The sequence below is a fragment of the Bacillus cereus group sp. MYBKT14-1 genome (genome assembly GCF_051915185.1).
Lineage (GTDB): Bacteria > Bacillota > Bacilli > Bacillales > Bacillaceae_G > Bacillus_A > Bacillus_A cereus.
Genome location: NZ_JBQAEF010000005.1, coordinates 38,067 through 57,141, shown reverse-complemented (window position 1 = coordinate 57,141; position 19,075 = coordinate 38,067). Strand labels below are relative to the sequence as shown.

Here is a 19,075-nt window from a genome sequence, read left to right as displayed (position 1 = left end):
TTAGGGAGTTTTCATGTAATTAAACAAGAGTTTACAAGTTCTCGAATCTTAGCCCCTTGGAGCGCCCTTCAAGGGGCTGAACTAATTAAAATAACGATTTTGTTCACTTTTTTGATACATTTATGAAACATTCATGTGTTATCTTCAGTACATTCTATTCTTTTTATAAAATCGTGTGAGATATACCAACACAAGACGCCTTAGGGCCCTAACTCTAGGGCTTCTTCATTTAAATAAAGAGTTTGTTTGAACCCATTCACCAATTTCATACTTTTACATACTTTAATACTACCTTTCTGTATTATATGAGTTCGTCACTTTCGTTATAATGAGGTATAAAGAGTGCTCTTGATTAGCGCTCTTTTTTATTTGTTGTTAAATGAGGATTTTGTTTAAATTTCTTTAACCTTATTAATTCATTTGCATACAGTATTATCACAAGAAATTCAATAAGTGCTCCGGTCTAGTTACCTTGAATTTCTTGCAAACCTTGTGGAAAGAATCCGTTTATAACAAACGGGTTCTTTTATCTATTCACCTTTTAACTGGACAAGCATATGTTATTGTATGGAGGCATCCACTCATAGAAATCTACCTTTCTTATCCAAGAGCACATATATTGTGCTCTTTTTTATGCCCAAATAACTATCTTATTATGTTTCCTAACTTACAGTAATGTCCTTAAAAAACATTCATATATATTTATCAGATGCACTTTTAAATCCCAGAGTATCAAATACTTTTAAGAGTTGACTGACCAATAATATTCGACTTATCTTTAAAAACTAATTAAAAATAACTTAGATACAAAAAAGGTACATTTTATATAGGATAAAAAATTAACTTACGTAAAGGAGCTTGATTATTTGTGAATTATCAAAATGATAACAACTCTAACATTCACAAACCTTGTTCTTGTCCATCTCCCACGGCTAACAGTTTAAATGTTGTTCAAACTACCCCAACAATAGTTTCTGTAAATTCTGCAATTCCACTAGATACAGTGGTAAATTCTAATGGAACGGCAATCTTATTCACACCACCAACAACTGTTTTACTTGAAGGTGGAAGAACCTATTTGGTAATCTATGAAGTGCAAGTTATTATTCAACCAGGAGGTAATTCGGCAGGTATCACTATGTATCTGAATAATAATCCAATCATTGGCTCAGGTACTTCTCTAGGATATACTGCAGGATTTACTTCTGTATCAGCACCCGCCATTTTCACTACACCTCCAGGTTTACCAAGTACACTTACTGTTAATGTAGGCCCATATTCTAGTCCATTAAATACATTAGGCTTAACTCTTGCTGTTGTAGCATTAACATAATAAAATGTAAAACTCTCTAAAATGATTTTATTTGTCCCTTAACTGTCTATTGTGCTAGCCTCTAAGAACTCCACATAACTACATAGAGAAAAAGAACATTATTTGGTTCGATAGTCATAGGTGACTCGGCTAGCACAATAGCTGAGTCACCTATTTATCTATAACAAAATAAAGCTTTTGTTTAATTTATTACTTGTTCTTTTTAATGCATTTTTCTATTACAATTCATTTTCATGTTATAATTACCAACAGTACATATTTTAATAGGCACAACAAATCTCATAAATATAGGAGGACCTTAATGATCCTAACTCAAGAAAAGAACATAAAATTAATTATGCATTTTCTTACATCATTATCTTTTTTTATTCTTATTTTCTTTAGTGTCACAATTTTTTATATACCTTTGGTTTTCTATTTTGTATGTAAATCACAAAACATTCGAAAAAATATCCTTGAAGCTGTTTTTTACCAACTATTCATTTGGATAATTACAGTGATTTGGAATCTTTTTATAATAAGAATCTTAATGCTATTTTGGTCTAATTTAGACTTGGCTTCAAATAACGCTTTGTTTATTTTCGGGGTAGCTCCTTTATATCTAATACTGTTTCTCTTGTTAATTTTTGGACCTATAAAAGGAATTTTATATGTGCTACAAGAAAAAGACTTTCATTATCCTATTATTTCTAAATGGATTAACAAATAAAAATATGTGTAGAAGAATTCAGAGTTTTACTGAATTCTTTTTTTATGGCTCTTTCAAAATCTTTTACATCTTCCTTCATTCCTTCTTTTTAATAAAATCCAATTTCATACCAATTAATTGACTAACATTGAATTTTTTGGGATTTCATGATAATATTTAACTATAATATCATTACCCTCATACAAGGAGTTATGAGCCTTTCCACTCATGGCTCTTTTTTATTACGATTTTCACTTCACATCTACAAGATTTTGACTAGCTTCTCAACTAAATCCGTCTGGGCATCTTGTTGCTAATTTAGGTATGTTCTTTTTGGAAATATACCCCAAGGTATATCCCGTTTCGTGAGACATGATTAAAATGTAGTACAAGATGTCCCCTCCTAGCTCTAAAGCGATTTTATGCGTATTTCCTACTTCTCCTGGACACTGAGCTCGATCAAATCTATGACCATGAAAAATAGCTTTTTTACAACATCAGCTACCTAACCAGCTCCAGCTTTTCCCGTAAGCCCTAATGCTGCATTTAAAACACGTCCACCAAAATCGTTATTTGTATTCCATGTACGTAATGCGGCTTCTTGATATTGATCTAATTCACTAATCTGATTGATATTCATTACAGCTGGTCCTCCTTTTGATTTATTGATTAATTTTGTTACTCCAAACACACCGTTTTCTATTGCTTTCATTTTGATGTCTCCTTCCTATTTAACAAATCCCTAATCTATCGGACGATTTCCAATTAAATACTTATCAGCCTATTCTATTACGAGGAGCGCAACCTTCGTTTGATACGTCCTTAACGCTTATTCCATATTTAGCAAGCTCATACATTGACTCCACATTTCACGAAAACGAATTACATCTCTTTCATCTCAAATAAAGTTAGCTTCTTCTAAATCAATGTAAACCCTTACTGGAATTACTACACGACCTAGCTCGTCCACTTTTCTTGCAACACCTGTTTTTTCATACCTTACTCCCCTTTAGTATTTTTATATTTATTTAGAATCTCATCCAAACGTTTCTTATTATGAATGGGTTCTGCTTATCAAGATTAGGATTTAATTAATTGTAATAAATCGGGTGGGGGGTTATACAGAAATGCTTTCAGGGAAAAGGTTTATAAGGAAATAAAAAATGCAGCAGTGAAAAAAATTAAAACTCATAATTTAAGACATACACACGCAACTATACTATTGAAACAAGGAGTTAATCCTAAAATTATCAGTGAGAGATTAGGTTATACAGACATTTCATTAACTCTTAAGATTTATTCTCATGTTTTACCGAGCATGCAGGAAGAAGGCGTAAAAAATTTTGGTGAAAATATCTTTGGATAGCTAACGTTTGCAGAATGTTTGCATTTTATATCAAAAAGCCAAACAAATCTTGTATTAACAAGGTTTATTCACTTTAACATATGTTATCATGTATAATACATATGTTAAGTAAATTCAGAATAACGAGGCAAATATTATGGACTTTGTTTATATTAATCAAAACGTGTTAAATAATCTTCTATACATTTTATGTAGTATATTTGTTTTTTATTTCATATATGATAGCCGGCACTATTTAAAGAAATATAAAATACTACTGATTACCCTTTGTTCTAGTATTCCGCTTATTTTATGTATGCGATACCCTATCTATATGGATGAAAGTTGTATTCATGATTTAAGACAAATTCCGGTCATAATAGGTACGCTTTATGGTGGATTCCCTGTCGGTATCATATTGTTTACAACTTTATTAATTACAAGATTTATATTTTATGGATTTAATATGCTAACAGTCGTTGTTTACGGAATAATGTTCATCGTTACAGCACTCGCATCTTCAAAATTTAATACATATAATAGAAAACTTAAAGTAGCTTTTTCCATGTTTTTAACCTTTTTCCTAGCAATATTTACAACTTTAATTGTATTAACTTTATCAGATTTTGAAGTGAATAATTTGTATATTATTTATTTCATGGCATTACCGACTACTTTAATGTTATTTATTGTTTATATAAATGAAGTTATAAAGGATGCTGTATTAATGCGCTCTAAATTAATTAAAATGGAAAAAATGGAGATTGTTAGCCAACTCGCTGCAAGTATATCGCACGAAGTAAGGAATCCCTTAACAGTTGTAAAAGGATTTACACAGCTTTTAAAAACACCAAATTTAACTCCCGAATCAAGAGACGAATATATTAAACATATACTTGAAGAGTTAAATCGTGCCCAAGAAATTATCGATGATTACTTAACGTTTGCCAAACCTGCTCCAGAAAAATTAGATCAAATTTCAGTAAAACAAGAGTTAAATCGAGTTATTAATATGATATTGCCATTGTGTAATATGAATACGATACATATTACACAGGATTTTTCTGAGGCAACCATTGTTGGTAATAAACAGCACTTTCAACAATGTTTTTTAAACTTAATAAAAAACAGTATTGAAGCAATGCCTAATGGTGGTACCTTAAATATTTCCTCATCTATCAATAATAGTAAAGTTGAAATACGAATTGAAGATAGCGGAGTTGGAATGTCACAGGAGCAAATACATCGATTCGGTGAACCGTATTTTAGTACAAAAACAAAAGGAACTGGTTTAGGTACAATGGTTGCTGTTAAGATTATTGAGACAATGTATGGAAGTTTAAAAATCCGAAGTATCGTTAGTAAAGGAACGACTTTAATGATTACGTTCCCGAAATATAGTAAGAATACGCATTAAAACAAATAAAAAAGGAGCGACCATGCTCCTTTTTTATTTGTTTCGATACATAAGTATCTTCAATGTTTTTTTAGTTTACATTTGTGAAGACTAATTAAAAATTAGTATCCTCCGCCCCAGCAGCTGCATCCTACAATTATTAATAGAATGAATAACACAACTAGTAAAGCGAAACCTCCACCAAAACCACAAGAACCACCGTAACTCATATTTTCTCCTCCTTTTGGTTTGAAAACTAATAGGTAGTTGATCATTTTAACTGGTTCGTATTATACATTATGTATATATCCCTTTTTTGAGCATGTCTACATAAAAATAAGTAAAAGCACTCGTTTAAAGAGTGCTTTAAAATGGATACCAAAAGTTTTGAAATACGTTTAATTTTAAATATACTGCAACAATAAATATAAAAATACCGGCAAATAAAGCGATGAAATCTTCACGTTTCGCCTTACTTGTATAAAACCATGTACGTTTATCCTTCTTTCCAAATCCTCTTAAATCCATTGCATTTGAAACCGTATCTATTCTTTCTAGAGAATGAATGATTAGTGGCCAGAAAATTAAAACACGGTTCTTCATACGAACCCATAAACTTGCTTCTCCTTTTTCAAAAGCCACTCCTCTCGCTTCTTGCGCGTGTTTAATAATTTTATACTCAGACTGAATGTCAGGAATATAACGTAGTGCAATATTTATTGCATATGTAATCTTATAATGAATACCAAGTTTACTTAAGCTACTTACAAATTCGCTTGGATCTGTCGTGTAAATAAAAAGAAGTGTAAATGGTAATAACGTAAAATACTTTAATGAAAGTGTAGCTGCATAAAATAATGTTTCATATGTAATCGTTGCATATCCAACATGTAAAAACACGGTATATGATTCAGTTAATTCAGATCCATGAGTTGGTGTAATAAATAAAATCATGACAGAGTTTAATAAACTAAATGTAAATATGACACTAAAAACAATTAAAATTTTACGAAATGGAATTTTAGCAATGCTGAGTCCGATACACCCAATAATAAATAATATTAGCAACACCCGAAAATCAAAAAACAAAAAAGTAAGCGTCATACAAAAAATAAATAAAAACAATTTCACTACCCCATCCATACGATGAAAATATGTACTATGCACCTTCCTCCCTCCTATTACTGTCTAAATAAAGCTCCATAAATTTTTCTGGACATGCAATCCCACTAAATTTAACAAGCTTGGTTAAAGAACTCTCTCTTAAGTTAGCTCTTTGTAACGTTTCTTGATTACCAAATACATTAGACACTGTATTATCCGCAATAATTTTCCCTTCATGTAGAACTACTGCACGATCTGCATATTCTAGTGCGAGATTCATATCGTGAGTGATAAAAACAAATGAAATACCCTTTTTTGCTAGTTTTTTAATAAACGACATAAATTGTTTATAATGATAATAATCTTGTCCCGCTGTCGGTTCATCTAATATGATAAGCTTAGGATTTGTTGTTAATACAGATGCGATTGTTAATCTCTTTTTTTGCCCATAGCTTAGTGCTTGAATTGGCCAATTACGAAATGGATATAAACCACAAATTTTTAAAGTTCCTTCTACTCTATTCTTAATTTCTTCCTTAGAAAAATTATGTAATGTTAATGTAAATGAAACTTCTTCAAAAACAGTAGGCTGTGTAATCATATGATTTGGATTTTGCATCACGTAAGATATGATTTCCCCACGTTTACGAATAGACCAAGAACTAATATCTTCACCTTTTAACAAGATTTTCCCATTTTTCATTTTGTTTATACCTATAAGACTATGAGCTAATGTTGATTTCCCTGCTCCATTATGTCCTAACAGTGCCACAATTTCTCCTTCATATATTAAAAGGTTTACATTTTCTAATACTTTTTGTTTATTAGGGTATGAAAATGATAAATTCTCCACTTTAAGTAATTCCTTGTTTTTAGCATTCCTTTTTAATATGACTTGTTTCTCCATCCACTCTTTTATAACGTTGCTTACCTTTTCTTTTTGAAGGTTTTCCATTGGATATATTACGTCATTATTACTATCAAAATGTAATCTCTTTAATGCTTCGATGTAAATAGGCTCTCTTAAGCCAATACGTGGTAATATATTTGACGCTAAGATTTCTTTTGGTGTTCCCATCGCAATGACTTTACCTTCATCAATTAATATAACTTTGTCTAAATCCAGTTTGAAAATTTCTTCTATCCTATGTTCGATAATAACAATCGTTTTATTATACTGCTCATGTATATCTTTCATAAGTTCTATCGTATGTATGGCGCTTAGTGGATCTAAGTTCGCTAATGGTTCATCGAACAATAATATATCCGCATTTGTTGTTAATAAACCAGCAAGAGAAACTGTTTGCTTTTGACCTCCTGATAATTCATGTGGACTTTGTTTATGAAACGTATGCATCTTCACCTTTCTTAATGAATCCGAAACAATCTTTTTCATGTTATCTTGCTTTACACATTCATTTTCTAAATAAAAAGCTACATCTTCTTCTACTGTCAGACCAATAAATTGAGCATCTTGATCTTGCAAAATTGTTCCTACCTGTTTACTTTGTTCAAAAATACTTCCTTCCCTTGGGTCTTTACCGGCAATTAAAACGTTACCTGTGCTATTCCCTTCGTAAGAAAATGGGATTAGCCCATTTATACAATGAGCTAATGTCGACTTTCCTGAACCACTTCGTCCAGCAATTAGCACTTTTTCCCCAGGGTATATATGAAAGGTAATATCACTTAAAGTAGGCTGCGCAGCATGCCCATATTGAAAGGTGAATTGTTCAAACGAAATAATTGGTTGCATGTTAACATCCCTACTTTTCAATTTTTAAATGTGTATGTTTCTTATTGGATTTCGCCAAACCAATTGTAAGTGGCAATCCAAGTACTAAGAAAACGATGACATCGGAAATTGTTGCTCCTAATACTTGGATAACAATTTTGTCAAATGGTTCTCCCATCACAATAATATCGAATGCCCCAGCAAATATAATAGCAATGACAATACCAACTAGCCCAGTAATTGCTAAATAAGAAATATCCCCCTTGTTAAACGACCCGTTTTTCACACTAAAACCAACTCTTTTTTGAATAAGCCCCATTGAAAAACCAATAATTCCTGAACTAATAACCCATCCCCACCAAATACCCCATCCAGCAATCGTATCTGTTACGGTATGACCGATAAGTCCGATTAACAGTCCTGCCACTGGACCAAATAATGCTCCAAAAACAGTTAATATAGCTAATGCTGGTTTAATAAATGTATTCGGTGCAATAGAAAATCCCCAAAGTCCTAATATCCCGTATAATGCTGCTCCAATACCGATTGCTACTACTAACTTTGTTGATAATTTATTCATGACAATTCCCCTCTCATATTAGTCAACTTTTATTACTCTATATTTAATTTAAAAATGAATTATGCATCGACACTCCCTTTCTATACAACAAAAAAATGACCTCTTACATAAGAGGTCATTTTCTTTCACGTTCAAGAATCCTCTTATCTTTCAAAAAACACATCGTGTCCTCTGCGGAATTAGCACCTTCCTATAAAATTGCATAGGGGTTGCTGAGGTTTCTTAGGGCCGTTCCCTCCACCTCTCTGGATAAGTATTAATTTGTAATTCGTATTATGGCACTAAAGAATGTAAAATTCAACACTTTTCTTACTATTTTTATTTTTTGTTAAATAGATCATTTAAATCATTGTATTCTTATCGGAATTATGAAATAATAAATTCAAAATCGTTTCGGGAGGAATGCATTATGAAAGTTATTGGTTTGATTGGAGGATTAAGTTGGGAATCTACATCATTATACTATAAACATATTAATACACTTACACTCTCTCAATACGATCAAAATGCAAAGTTAGTTTTATATAGTATGGACTTTGGTGAAGTAACTACTTTATTACAAAACCATCAATATGAAGAAGTGAAAAATGAACTAGTTACAGTTGCAAAGAAAGTTGAAAAATCTGGGGCTGAATGTTTATTAATGTGTTCAAATACTGTACATCTATTTGCCGAGGAGGTAGAACAAGCAATATCTATCCCGCTTCTCCACATTGGTGATGTAAGTGCTAAAGAAATGGTAGAACAGAATATAAAACGTATAGGACTATTAGGAACAAAACAAACGATGGAGCAAGATTTCTATAAATCACGATTAGCGAAATATAACATTGAGACAATTATCCCAAATGACGAGGAAAGAACTTTTATCCACCATGTCATATTAGATGAATTAAGTAGAGGGATCATTTCAGAAACATCTAAAAAAAGGTTATTACAAATTACAAAATCATTAATTCAAAACGGCGCTGAAGGTATATTATTAGGCTGCACTGAAATACCTTTACTCATCTCCCAAAATGATCTTACTGTTCCCGTTTTTGATACTGCTTTTTTACATGCAAATACTGCTGTACAATTTGCTGGATAAGAATACACAAGCATAAAGGTGAGAACCTCTATGCTTGTATACAGTTACGACTAATTATCCCGCTATTTGCAGGCAGTAAAGCCCCACCAATTAAAGTTTTACTTTATTTAAAAGAGATTCAATAACTGCAATGGCTTCTTTTGAACCACCACATTCTAAAAAGCTATCATTAAGTTTTCTTATACCATGTTTATACTTTTCATTTGAAAGTACATCTGTTACGGCCTCTTTTAAAGTGTGTACATTAACATGTTCTTTCAATAGTCTATGTGCCGCTTCAAGCTCAGTTAATCTTTGCGCTATCATTGGCTGATCTTTATCATGCGGTATTATTACAAATGGGACATTATAATGAATGGCATCGTGTACGCTATTCATACCGCCATGTGTAATAAAAACATCTGCTTCATTTAATATTTCTGATTGAGGTACGTATGGAGCAATTATAAAATTATCTGGTGCTTCCTTAATTTTAGAAATATCATTTCTATCACCAATTGCCATTACAACTATCCCATCAAAATCTGAAAAAGTATCAATACAAGTATTAAAGAATGGTTCGAGTCCTTCAAGCAGTGTTCCCATTGAAATATAAATAACTTTCTTTTCTTTAAGTGATTCCAGTGGAAATTTTATATTTGTTTTACGCTTTGAAATACTCGGTCCAATAAAAATGTTATTTTCCCCGAACGATTCGCTATTAGGTTGGAAATAACGACTTGTGTATACGAGACAAACATCACCCTTATTATTCATAAATTGAAGATTATTCTTTGGTTTTACTCCAAATTTATGTTCCATCTGATTTAGTAATTTTTCAGAGATTTCCTCTGGTTGAAATGGCATATCTGCATTTGGATGAAAAGGTAATGTCTTCAAAAATTCTGGCGGAATTAAAAATATAGGTGAGGACACTACACCTGGAACTTGTAAATATTCCTTTACTAACTCTCCTGCGCCAAATATATCATAAATTACGAAATCAAAATTTATACTTTCATATAATTGTTTCGTAATTTCTAATATATATAAAGAAGTTTGAACATGCACATGAAAGAAAGCATTTAACCCAGATGAGGTTTCAGCATCAATAGAAATCTCTTTTAATAGATCCGGATGAGTATGTACAGTAGCTCCTAAATCTTCAATTCTATCCTTAAAGTTTGCCGTTGTAATATAATGTACGTTATCCCCTCGTTCAGTAAAGGCTTTTACTAAATTTAATGTAGGGTTTACATGCCCCTCTGCTGGAAAATTAACTACTAAAATATTTAGCACTTATTCCTCACTCCTTACATTTCACTGTTTTAATTAAGCATACTGTTATTTGTACAAGTAATCTTCCCCTAATAGTCCTAATATGCTTGCTACATTATATTGATAAATAATTTTCAGTCATCAACATAAAAAAAGCATCTACCTATGTAGATGCCTAACCGTGATAAGGAGTGTTCTGTGAGGTTAGAACAAGCGTTTCTGCTTGTCCTATGCTATCAATATATGATTTATTTTATAAAATGTGAATCGTTAATAGAATTATTTTATCCATTTTATATGATTAAATGGATAAAATACCATTTCTACTTTACCTATTATATTTGATTCATCAATAAGTCCAAGTGTATTCCTACTATCTTTACTATGATTACGATTATCACCTAACACAAATAATTTATGCGTAGGAACTTTTATTTCTCTAAAATTTGAAAAACGATTGGATACTTGTGACATATCTAAATGTATATACGACTCATCACGCTTTTTACCGTTAATAAATACCTCATCCTCTTTTAGTTGTATGTTATCCCCCGATAATCCAATAATTCGTTTCACATAGTAAGTAGGCGCGTCTTCTTTTTTTATAATGACAACATCTCCATGATGAAAAGACGATAAACAGACGTTTACCTTATTAACAAGTATATAATCTTTTTCATTCAAAGTAGGTTGCATCGAAATTCCTTCTACCATACAAAATAAAAAGGACTTATTAATAAAAATAACCCCTATTATAATGAATATGTAGCTACATATGTTCCTCCAATATTTTAGAATAAACAGCTTCATATATACCTCATTTCTAATCTATTCCCAGATAAAAACGCCTCTAGTTTACAGGAATGCTAGAGACGTTTCGTACATTTTAATTCTCTTTAGAGGCATCTGTTTTTGGCGCTTCACCAGTTAATCTCTTATTTTTCAAATCAAAATAAGCATCTAAAACTTCTTTTCCAATATCGGAGTTAATGCCCGATTTATCATTTTCAACCCATGGTACTACAACAGAAAATGCTACTTCTGGATCATCATATGGCGCATATCCAGCCAATGTTAAGTTATAACATTCTCTACGATCACCTTTCGCATTTCGCCCAATTTCATTTTCTCCACCATATACAGTTTGTGCGGTCCCTGTTTTACCAGCTGGTTTATATGGTGCTTTTTGGAATGCTCTTACTCCCGTTCCATCTCCCTCTTGAAATACTTTTCTAAATCCTTCTTTTACTTGATTAATATATTCTTGTTTCATATCGATTCTATTTAAAACAACGGGTTCTATTGATTGTACTACTTTACCAACCTCATCTTTTTGAACGGTTTGTTCTCTAATTTCTTGAACAATTTGTGGTTTCATTCGATACCCTCCATTTGCGATAGTCGAAATATATTGTGCAAGCTGAAGTGGTGTATACGTATCATATTGTCCAATAGAATAATCTAATAAGAAACCAGGCTGATTATCTTTTCTTCCAATTTGCCCTGCGGTTTCATTTGGTAAATCAATACCAGTTTGTACGCCTAGTCCAAATTGCCTGAAATAATACCTCATTTTATCAAAATATTCTTGTTTAATATCTAGTGAACTATTTTTCACATAACCCACGCCAGCAATTTTTAATGCTATATTAAACATATAAACGTTTGAAGAAACTTGTAACGCTCTTAGATCGTCTATATCACCAAAATTTTTCCAAGACTTCTTTTCCTTAGTTCCTTTAAATTTCATAGGTGCATCATAAAAATGTGTTCCAGGAGTTATTGCATTTGTTTCAAACCCTGTTAACACTGTCGCACCTTTAACCGTTGATCCAAGCTCATATGAACTTGTCAGCGTGCCTAAAGCATAATCTTCAACTTCCATTTTCCCGTCTTTTTCTACAAGCCTTTTCCCAGCCATTGATAATACTTGGCCATTTTTCGGATTCATCATCACTACGAAAGCACGGTCTAACATTGATTCTGATCCTTTATATTGTTTTAATATTTTTTCTATGCTCTCCTCTACTTTTTTTTGCAATTCCATATCTATTGTTAAAGTTAAATTTTTACCGCTTTTCCCTTCCGAAACCGTTTCCGTTCTAATAGTATTTCCTTGTTTATCAGCAATGCTTCTTACTTCTTTTTTTGTACCATGAAGTACATCTTCGTATTGCTGTTCGATATAACTTTTGCCGACCCTATCATTTCGGCTATAATCACGCACTAAATAATAATCTAATCGTTCACGTGGCAATCCTTCATCAGCATTTGAAACGTTACCAAGGACAGAACGGAATAATCCATCATTTACATAGATTCTCTCCCAATCAACTGATGCGTCTACTCCTGGAAGGTTCGCTAAATTTTCACTAATCACCGCATATTCCTGTTCACTAACGTCCTTTTTAATAATTTGAGGTGCCATTTGAAAACCTGAGGTCATTTTACTTTTAATAGCTAACACTTCTATATCTTTAGCCGTTAGTTCTTGAAGATTTTTATCTGTAACGCGTTTCCTTTTTAAATCTTCTATTTTTTTGTCTAGCTCTTTTCCGGTAATATCCTTATCTCGGAACTTATCTATTTCTGTTTTTGATACTAAGTCTTGAGCAAGTTCTGGATTTAATTGCATCCAAAAGTCTTTCTTATCAGTCTCAGTTAACTTATCTATATCTTCTTGTGGCATTTCAATAATATCTGCAAGTTGTCTTGCTGATTTTAATATTTCTTCTTGTTTTACACCTTTCACCTTTGTATATGTAATCGTACGTAAAGACTTATTATCAACTACTGGATTTCCTTCACGATCAAATATTTTCCCACGTGGTACAGAAAGGCCCACGGTTGCATTTTCTCTCTTCTCTACTTCATTTTTATATGTTTCTCCATCAAAAATTTGCACTTTCCCTAACTGAATAATAATGCCAGAAAATAATAAAAATACACAAAGGAATAAAATATTTAACCGGAGAGGTACTACTCTACCACTTTTCTTCTCTTGCTTTTTCACCTTGTCATAATCTCCTCCTTACAATATTTTAAATAATAATCACATTTCTATATTAAAAGTAATGTACAATTTCTATACATTGCTTTGTACAAATATTAATATAATGTTTAAAACTTAATAGAAATTAAAACAAAGGTAAAGAAAAGGTAAAGTTTACTAAATTAAATATAAAAAATACCCAATAACAAAAAGCTTAGTTTTCACTAATCGCTTTGTTATTGGGTATTAATTGATTTAAGAATTACTACTAGTGCGTATTGCTATACATTTGTCGTCACAATTAGAAAGAGATTGTTTACTTAGTACTTTCGGTAAGTAAATAGTTACTGTTGTCCCGACACCAACCTCGCTCATGATACTAATTGTCCCTCGATGACTTTCAATAATTTTATAACTTAACATTAATCCAATACCAGTCCCTTTTTCTTTCGTACTATAAAAAGGTTCACCTAATCTCTTAATTCTTTCTTCAGGTATTCCTATTCCTTCATCTATTACATGAATGATGACACCATCATCATTTATTTCTTTTATGTGAATTGAAATTTCCCCACCATTTGGCATAGCTTCGATTGAATTTTGCAAAATATTAATAAATACTTGTTTCAATTGATTTTCTGAGCATTCAATAATTATATCTTTGTCATCCGTAAATAGTTCAACTTGAATATTTTTCATAATTGCTTTTGTATTCATTAACGATACGACATTTTTAAAAATTCGATAAATATTTTTCTTTTCTGTATTTATCTCATCTGTTTTAGCGATTGATAGAAATTCTTGCAGGATTGCTTCTATCCTTTCAATTTCAGAAAGCATAATATCAAAATATTTTTCTTGATCTTCTTTATTAATTTGAAATAACTGTATAAAACCTTTAATTACAGTTAAAGGATTTCTTACTTCATGAGCCACGCCAGCTGCTAATTGACCAATTGCTGCAAGCGTATCTGATTTATTTAGCAATTCTTCTGTTTTTTTTCGCTCTGTAATGTCGCGTACAATAATCATAATTTTATCATGTAATAATGGTAAGCACCTAGCCTCAAAGAAATCAATACTTCCATTAAGTGTGAGTGGATATTCTACAATTACATTCGTTCCTTTTTCCTTCACTTGATTAATGGCTTCCTGAAACTGCTGTGCTACTGACGTTGGTAATACTTCGTAAAACTTTTTTCCCATAAAAGCTTCTGCGGGTACGTAAAACTTTGTAGGAGATCCTGCCTTGTAATCTATAATTGTGCCATCATCTTCTGTTAAGAAACATAAATCTGGTAAAGCTTTAAAAATTAATTCCAGTTCAGATGTTTGTTGTTTTAACTGCTCTTCTATCGCTTTTAAATGTGTAATATCTACACCAACAGCCCAATAACTATATCCTGTTACAGGAAACTGTTCTGATATATTCGACCACATTATTGTTTTGATTTCACCATTTTTACATGTTAAGTGCATTTCCCAATCTCTGAAATTTTTTCCACAAGTTAAAAATTTCTTTTGTATTTGATGGCGATAATTATGATCAGGATACAATAATTGCAGTGCATTGGGATTTCCAATTATTTCTTCAGCGGTATAACCTGTTACAATTTCGCATTCTCGATTCCACAAAACAAAATCTCCATTATAATCAAGCGCATCGACCATAACAGGCATGTTTTGTAAAATCGTATGTAGTTCCTCTTCTTTCCGAGAAAGCAACGTTGTATTTTTACTTTGAAATACTTTTATTGCACCATCTAAAATTAAACTTGAGAGCATTTCAAAGTATTTTTGACAACTGAAAATTTCACTTTTTTTGGACCATACAACAAAAGATCCTAAATGTTGATTGTATAAGAAAATGGGGATTTCAATCTTTGGAAGTTTACTCTTTTTTATCTCATTCATTCCGAATGAAAAAACACACTCTTTTTCAGCATCAAGAAGTTGATGTGATATGTTAGTTAATTTATAAAATTGTTCTGCCATGGTTTCTATTGTACTCACATCAATAAGTTCCATTAGCCGCGAATTCATTCCTTTTTCACCTCAATATGTAAAATTAATACAAATGTAAAATTCATACTTCTCCATTATACGAAGAAAGCTAGTGTAGGTATATAGCTGTAGAATAATTATTCGAACAAATTTTATTTTTCAATTAAAACAAGAAAAGAATATATATACTGAATATACCTTTAATTAGTATATATTTCGTTGATTCCTCACTTATTATCTAGATAACTTGAATTCCTTCTTACATTCACTGAATTTTTACTCGAGAGTCATACACGTTACTAATAGCGGTATAAACATGCAATAAGTATAAAGTTCATAAAATATTCACAATTTTTATGAAAAATATAAACATTTATTCCAATATATTCTATATAATAAAATGTAATAAGGCTTCTATGAATCTCATAGAATACCTTACCCCTAATAAAAAAGAATCCAAATGGATTCTTTTTTCTTTTTTATTTACATTACATATTTATATAAAGCATGTGCCACACCATGTTCTTCATTTGATAACGTTTCGTATTTACACATTGCTTTTATTTCTTCTACTGCATTCCCCATTGCAATTGATATGTTCGCTTTTTCCATCATAGAAACATCGTTTAGGCCATCACCTATCGCTACAGTATTTTCAACCGGAATATTAAGATGTTCTGCTAAAGTATATAATCCATTCCCTTTTTGAGCATCTCGATGATTAATCTCTAAATTGTGCCAATATGAAGATGTAATTGCTAAATCTGTATTATGAAGAAATGTTTCTTTTAGTTTTTTTAATTTCTCAATATCATAAGAAAATGGTAATAGTTTATGCACATGTATATCTGTTTCTACAATTGGTTTACAACTTTCCGCACTATGAAACGCTGTATGCTCAAGATATAATGCTGCGATTGTTTCTAACTCTTTCAAGTCGAAATTTTCTTTTGAATTCTTCACATACTCAATTTCATTACGTACACTCTCTACTCCATAATCCGGTACATACACACCTTTATCAGTATAAAGCTGATAATATAAACCATTCTCTTCAAGATATTCTACAATTTCAAGTGCCTGCATATTTTGAATTGGATATCTCTTCATCATTTTTTTATCTTTATATATAAGAGCCCCATTTTCCGCAATGATTGGACACTCTAAATTAACTTCTAACAATAATCGCTCAATGTCAACAATAGAACGTCCTGTACAAATTGCTACAACATGGCCAGCTTCTTGACATGTTCGAATTGCTTCTGCATTTTCTTTACTTATCATTTTATTCCCCGAAAGAAGAGTTCCATCTAAATCAATTGCGATTAATTTCATTATTTCTTCACCACTTTCTATAAATACACGAGTTCTAATTAATTATTAGGTATCGTTTTCATACAATCCTCGTGAGGTACTTCTTATTTATAATTTATGAAAAGCGTTTCAGGTCAAGAAATAATTAAAAATAAAATCCAAAGCTTTTCTTTTTAAAAAAGCTTTGGATTTTAAACTATGAATTATAACTAATGTATTTTGTCTCACACATGTACACATTTTTTTCTTCAGTTGGGATATATACTTTAAACTTTTCTAGCCGTTTTCCATAGACATGAATCGTAATAACGCTTTCATTTTTACTAATTTCAAGAATATGACAATCCGCTGGTGGAATTACTTTATCTGTTTCTCCTTCTCCCAAATAAAGATTTCCTGTATGTGTTAAATAAACAAGTGAATTTCCAAGTTGTTTCGTTTGTATAAAGTTCTTCACCATAATCCTTCCTGAAAAAACGCCTTCTACTCCCCATGTGCCGTCATGGTCATGTAAAGGTGTAGATTGTCCATCTTTCCATACGAGAGCTAGTACTTCAAAACGTTTGAGCGGATCTTCATACAATAAATGTCGTGCATATTGAGTCAAATTGGCCTTCTGTTTATCTAACGGAAGCCATGTTTTCTTTTCTAAAAGTTCTTCTAGTAACTTTTCAATGCCACACACTATTTCTTCTTCAAATAAACCGTTTTCCATAAGATTTGTAACACCTTTAATAAACTTTTGAAATGATTTACTTCCATTACAAGTCAACATAAGAATCCTCCTCTACGTTTTATACAATTCCATATTAAGGTAATTACCGAAAACTCACAATTGAGAAACAAAAAAACAAGATGCAAATGTATGCACCTTGTTAAGATTTTTATTTGGCTTTCAATCGAATAGGTAAGTATTTTAATGTTTGTTCATTTTCCAATATACATTTTTCTAAACAGAAAGATGGAGATAGCTCTATTTTTTCAAAAGCATTTATAAAGGTAGTTAATGCAATCTCAGCTTCTAAACGTGCAAGTGGTGCTCCTAAGCAAAAGTGAGGACCTTTCCCAAAGGTTAAATGCTTTTCATTTCCTGTTCGATGTACATTAAATTGAGAGGCTTGTGAAAATTTTTTCTCGTCTAAATTCGCTGCACTAACCCACGCAACAATCATCTGATTCTTTTTCATGAAAGGACCAAATATATTTGTATCCTCTGTAATCCTCCGGGCCAATGTAACAGGAAAGCGATAGCGTAATACTTCCTCAATCGCTTTTAAAATTAAGTTAGGTTCTTTTCTTAACTCTTCATAAATTCCAGGTGAATCTACTAAAAAGCAATAAAAGCTATTAATAATTAAATTTGTAGTGGTTTCATTCCCAGCCGCTAGTAAACCTAATGAAAAGGTTACAATTTCTTCATCGGTTAATCTTTCGCCTTCATATTCAGCTCGAATTAAATCAGAAATGATATCATCGGTTAAATGATATCTCTTTTCCTGAACAATCGGTAGAAGGTATGCTTTGAATTCATGTAATGCTATCCCTTTCTCGGCATCCAGATCATTAAACTTTTCTTTACTATACGGCATAAATAAAATATCAGACCATTCTTTCATTTTTTTACGATCTGTTGTTGGGACTCCTAATAAATCGGAAATAACGGTAACAGGTAAAGGTGCAGCAAACTGTTCAACGATATTAACTTCACTACATTTTTCGATATGTTGTACAAGTTCATCTGCGATAGCCTGTATTCGAGGTTTCCACTGTTCTAAACTTCTTGGAGTAAATGTCTTAGAAACAATGGAACGTACATTGCGATGTTCTGGTGGATCTGTAGAGTTTATATTTATTCTAGTTTCTAAAGGAGGGATTGAGAATTGTCTGCGCTCCCTTCTACTTGAAAATAAGCGATAATCTGATAAAACACGATTTACATCATCATATAAAAAAACATTCCATACATCCTGCTCTTCATCATAATGAACTGGGTGATTATCCCTCATCAAACGATACCATTCATATGGATTCCATAATTCTTCTTTTGTTTTCAGCTTTGAAATTTCATGAACTAAAATAACATTTTCAGGTGAAGCCATAGTTCTTTCCTCCCTTTTCTTTTACAATAAAAGTGATAGGTCGGCAGTCCAAAGTTGTATAAACTATCATATGTTATTTTAACATATACCAAAGGGGATTTTTCATTAGAGAACTTGAGAAATATATAAGGGGGATTT

General features: G+C 31.7%; 15 protein-coding genes, 3 pseudogenes and 1 riboswitch. Of the genes and pseudogenes, 5 read left to right on the top strand and 13 right to left on the bottom strand.

Annotated elements, in window-relative coordinates; translation table 11 throughout:
- Positions 1-868: 868 nt before the first annotated feature.
- Both ACTFO4_RS14575 and ACTFO4_RS14570 read left to right on the top strand, forming a co-directional pair.
- The gene (locus ACTFO4_RS14575; RefSeq protein ID WP_017673491.1) at positions 869-1,333 is read left to right on the top strand and encodes a hypothetical protein; all 465 of its coding nucleotides are present in this window, start codon (positions 869-871) and stop codon (positions 1,331-1,333) included.
- 301 nt (positions 1,334-1,634) lie between these two features.
- A complete protein-coding gene (locus ACTFO4_RS14570; protein WP_061457278.1) occupies positions 1,635-2,042 on the top strand; it encodes a DUF4870 domain-containing protein in 408 nt (135 codons plus the stop codon).
- A gap of 263 nt (positions 2,043-2,305) precedes the next feature.
- Here the strand turns inward: ACTFO4_RS14570 and ACTFO4_RS14565 are convergent.
- A pseudogene (locus tag ACTFO4_RS14565) lies at positions 2,306-2,733 on the bottom strand (nucleoside triphosphate pyrophosphohydrolase family protein).
- Positions 2,734-2,802: 69 nt separating this feature from the next.
- Positions 2,803-2,991, bottom strand: a pseudogene (locus ACTFO4_RS14560) (hypothetical protein).
- Positions 2,992-3,105: 114 nt separating this feature from the next.
- Between ACTFO4_RS14560 and ACTFO4_RS14555 the strand changes: the two are divergent.
- Both ACTFO4_RS14555 and ACTFO4_RS14550 read left to right on the top strand, forming a co-directional pair.
- Positions 3,106-3,387: pseudogene (locus ACTFO4_RS14555) on the top strand (tyrosine-type recombinase/integrase); the annotation flags it as partial.
- 136 nt (positions 3,388-3,523) lie between these two features.
- Complete coding sequence (locus ACTFO4_RS14550) at positions 3,524-4,783, top strand: LytS/YhcK type 5TM receptor domain-containing protein (RefSeq protein ID WP_440013814.1); 1,260 nt, start codon at positions 3,524-3,526, stop codon at positions 4,781-4,783.
- A 101-nt stretch (positions 4,784-4,884) separates the two neighbouring features.
- On the opposite strand, the gene ACTFO4_RS14545 is transcribed toward ACTFO4_RS14550, so the two are convergent.
- From ACTFO4_RS14545 to ACTFO4_RS14530, 4 genes are all read right to left on the bottom strand, one after another.
- Positions 4,885-4,992, bottom strand: a complete 108-nt coding sequence (locus tag ACTFO4_RS14545; protein ID WP_000120182.1) for a YjcZ family sporulation protein — start codon at positions 4,990-4,992, stop codon at positions 4,885-4,887.
- Positions 4,993-5,128: 136 nt separating this feature from the next.
- Positions 5,129-5,929, bottom strand: a complete 801-nt coding sequence (locus tag ACTFO4_RS14540; RefSeq protein WP_078421650.1) for an energy-coupling factor transporter transmembrane component T family protein — start codon at positions 5,927-5,929, stop codon at positions 5,129-5,131.
- Positions 5,922-7,622 (bottom strand): ABC transporter ATP-binding protein, encoded by a 1,701-nt coding sequence (locus ACTFO4_RS14535; protein WP_078421651.1) that lies wholly within the window; start codon positions 7,620-7,622, stop codon positions 5,922-5,924. The genes ACTFO4_RS14540 and ACTFO4_RS14535 overlap by 8 nt, the downstream gene beginning before the upstream one ends.
- 10 nt (positions 7,623-7,632) lie before the next feature.
- Complete coding sequence (locus ACTFO4_RS14530) at positions 7,633-8,181, bottom strand: ECF-type riboflavin transporter substrate-binding protein (protein WP_001038210.1); 549 nt, start codon at positions 8,179-8,181, stop codon at positions 7,633-7,635.
- 140 nt (positions 8,182-8,321) lie between these two features.
- Positions 8,322-8,437, bottom strand: a riboswitch (SAM riboswitch).
- A 153-nt stretch (positions 8,438-8,590) separates the two neighbouring features.
- Here ACTFO4_RS14530 and ACTFO4_RS14525 point away from each other — a divergent pair.
- Positions 8,591-9,271, top strand: a complete 681-nt coding sequence (locus tag ACTFO4_RS14525; protein WP_098770670.1) for an aspartate/glutamate racemase family protein — start codon at positions 8,591-8,593, stop codon at positions 9,269-9,271.
- 90 nt (positions 9,272-9,361) lie between these two features.
- Here ACTFO4_RS14525 and ACTFO4_RS14520 read toward each other — a convergent pair whose 3' ends face one another.
- From ACTFO4_RS14520 to ACTFO4_RS14490, 7 genes are all read right to left on the bottom strand, one after another.
- Positions 9,362-10,549 carry a macrolide family glycosyltransferase gene (locus ACTFO4_RS14520; RefSeq protein WP_000932155.1) on the bottom strand — a complete coding sequence of 396 codons (1,188 nt, stop codon included), beginning with the start codon at positions 10,547-10,549 and terminating at the stop codon, positions 9,362-9,364.
- A gap of 258 nt (positions 10,550-10,807) precedes the next feature.
- On the bottom strand, positions 10,808-11,338 hold the full coding sequence (lepB, locus tag ACTFO4_RS14515; protein WP_326235642.1) for a signal peptidase I: 531 nt from the start codon (positions 11,336-11,338) through the stop codon (positions 10,808-10,810).
- Positions 11,339-11,414: 76 nt separating this feature from the next.
- Positions 11,415-13,541: a peptidoglycan D,D-transpeptidase FtsI family protein gene (locus ACTFO4_RS14510; RefSeq protein ID WP_000743775.1), complete on the bottom strand. Its 2,127-nt coding sequence runs from the start codon at positions 13,539-13,541 to the stop codon at positions 11,415-11,417.
- A gap of 234 nt (positions 13,542-13,775) precedes the next feature.
- The gene (locus ACTFO4_RS14505; protein ID WP_256627415.1) at positions 13,776-15,563 is read right to left on the bottom strand and encodes an ATP-binding protein; all 1,788 of its coding nucleotides are present in this window, start codon (positions 15,561-15,563) and stop codon (positions 13,776-13,778) included.
- A gap of 444 nt (positions 15,564-16,007) precedes the next feature.
- Positions 16,008-16,859, bottom strand: a complete 852-nt coding sequence (locus tag ACTFO4_RS14500; protein WP_000766393.1) for a Cof-type HAD-IIB family hydrolase — start codon at positions 16,857-16,859, stop codon at positions 16,008-16,010.
- 175 nt (positions 16,860-17,034) lie between these two features.
- Positions 17,035-17,613: a cysteine dioxygenase family protein gene (locus ACTFO4_RS14495; protein WP_000954442.1), complete on the bottom strand. Its 579-nt coding sequence runs from the start codon at positions 17,611-17,613 to the stop codon at positions 17,035-17,037.
- A gap of 109 nt (positions 17,614-17,722) precedes the next feature.
- The gene (locus ACTFO4_RS14490) at positions 17,723-18,937 is read right to left on the bottom strand and encodes a cytochrome P450 (protein ID WP_326235131.1); all 1,215 of its coding nucleotides are present in this window, start codon (positions 18,935-18,937) and stop codon (positions 17,723-17,725) included.
- Positions 18,938-19,075: the final 138 nt, after the last annotated feature.

Coding starts and splice junctions, on each gene's coding strand:
- ACTFO4_RS14570 (WP_061457278.1), top strand. CDS start 1,635: ATGATCCTAACTCAAGAAAAGAACATAAAATTAATTATGCATTTTCTT.
- ACTFO4_RS14550 (WP_440013814.1), top strand. CDS start 3,524: ATGGACTTTGTTTATATTAATCAAAACGTGTTAAATAATCTTCTATAC.
- ACTFO4_RS14545 (WP_000120182.1), bottom strand. CDS start 4,992: ATGAGTTACGGTGGTTCTTGTGGTTTTGGTGGAGGTTTCGCTTTACTA.
- ACTFO4_RS14535 (WP_078421651.1), bottom strand. CDS start 7,622: ATGCAACCAATTATTTCGTTTGAACAATTCACCTTTCAATATGGGCAT.
- ACTFO4_RS14530 (WP_001038210.1), bottom strand. CDS start 8,181: ATGAATAAATTATCAACAAAGTTAGTAGTAGCAATCGGTATTGGAGCA.
- ACTFO4_RS14525 (WP_098770670.1), top strand. CDS start 8,591: ATGAAAGTTATTGGTTTGATTGGAGGATTAAGTTGGGAATCTACATCA.
- lepB (WP_326235642.1), bottom strand. CDS start 11,338: ATGAAGCTGTTTATTCTAAAATATTGGAGGAACATATGTAGCTACATA.
- ACTFO4_RS14505 (WP_256627415.1), bottom strand. CDS start 15,563: ATGAATTCGCGGCTAATGGAACTTATTGATGTGAGTACAATAGAAACC.
- ACTFO4_RS14500 (WP_000766393.1), bottom strand. CDS start 16,859: ATGAAATTAATCGCAATTGATTTAGATGGAACTCTTCTTTCGGGGAAT.
- ACTFO4_RS14495 (WP_000954442.1), bottom strand. CDS start 17,613: ATGTTGACTTGTAATGGAAGTAAATCATTTCAAAAGTTTATTAAAGGT.
- ACTFO4_RS14490 (WP_326235131.1), bottom strand. CDS start 18,937: ATGGCTTCACCTGAAAATGTTATTTTAGTTCATGAAATTTCAAAGCTG.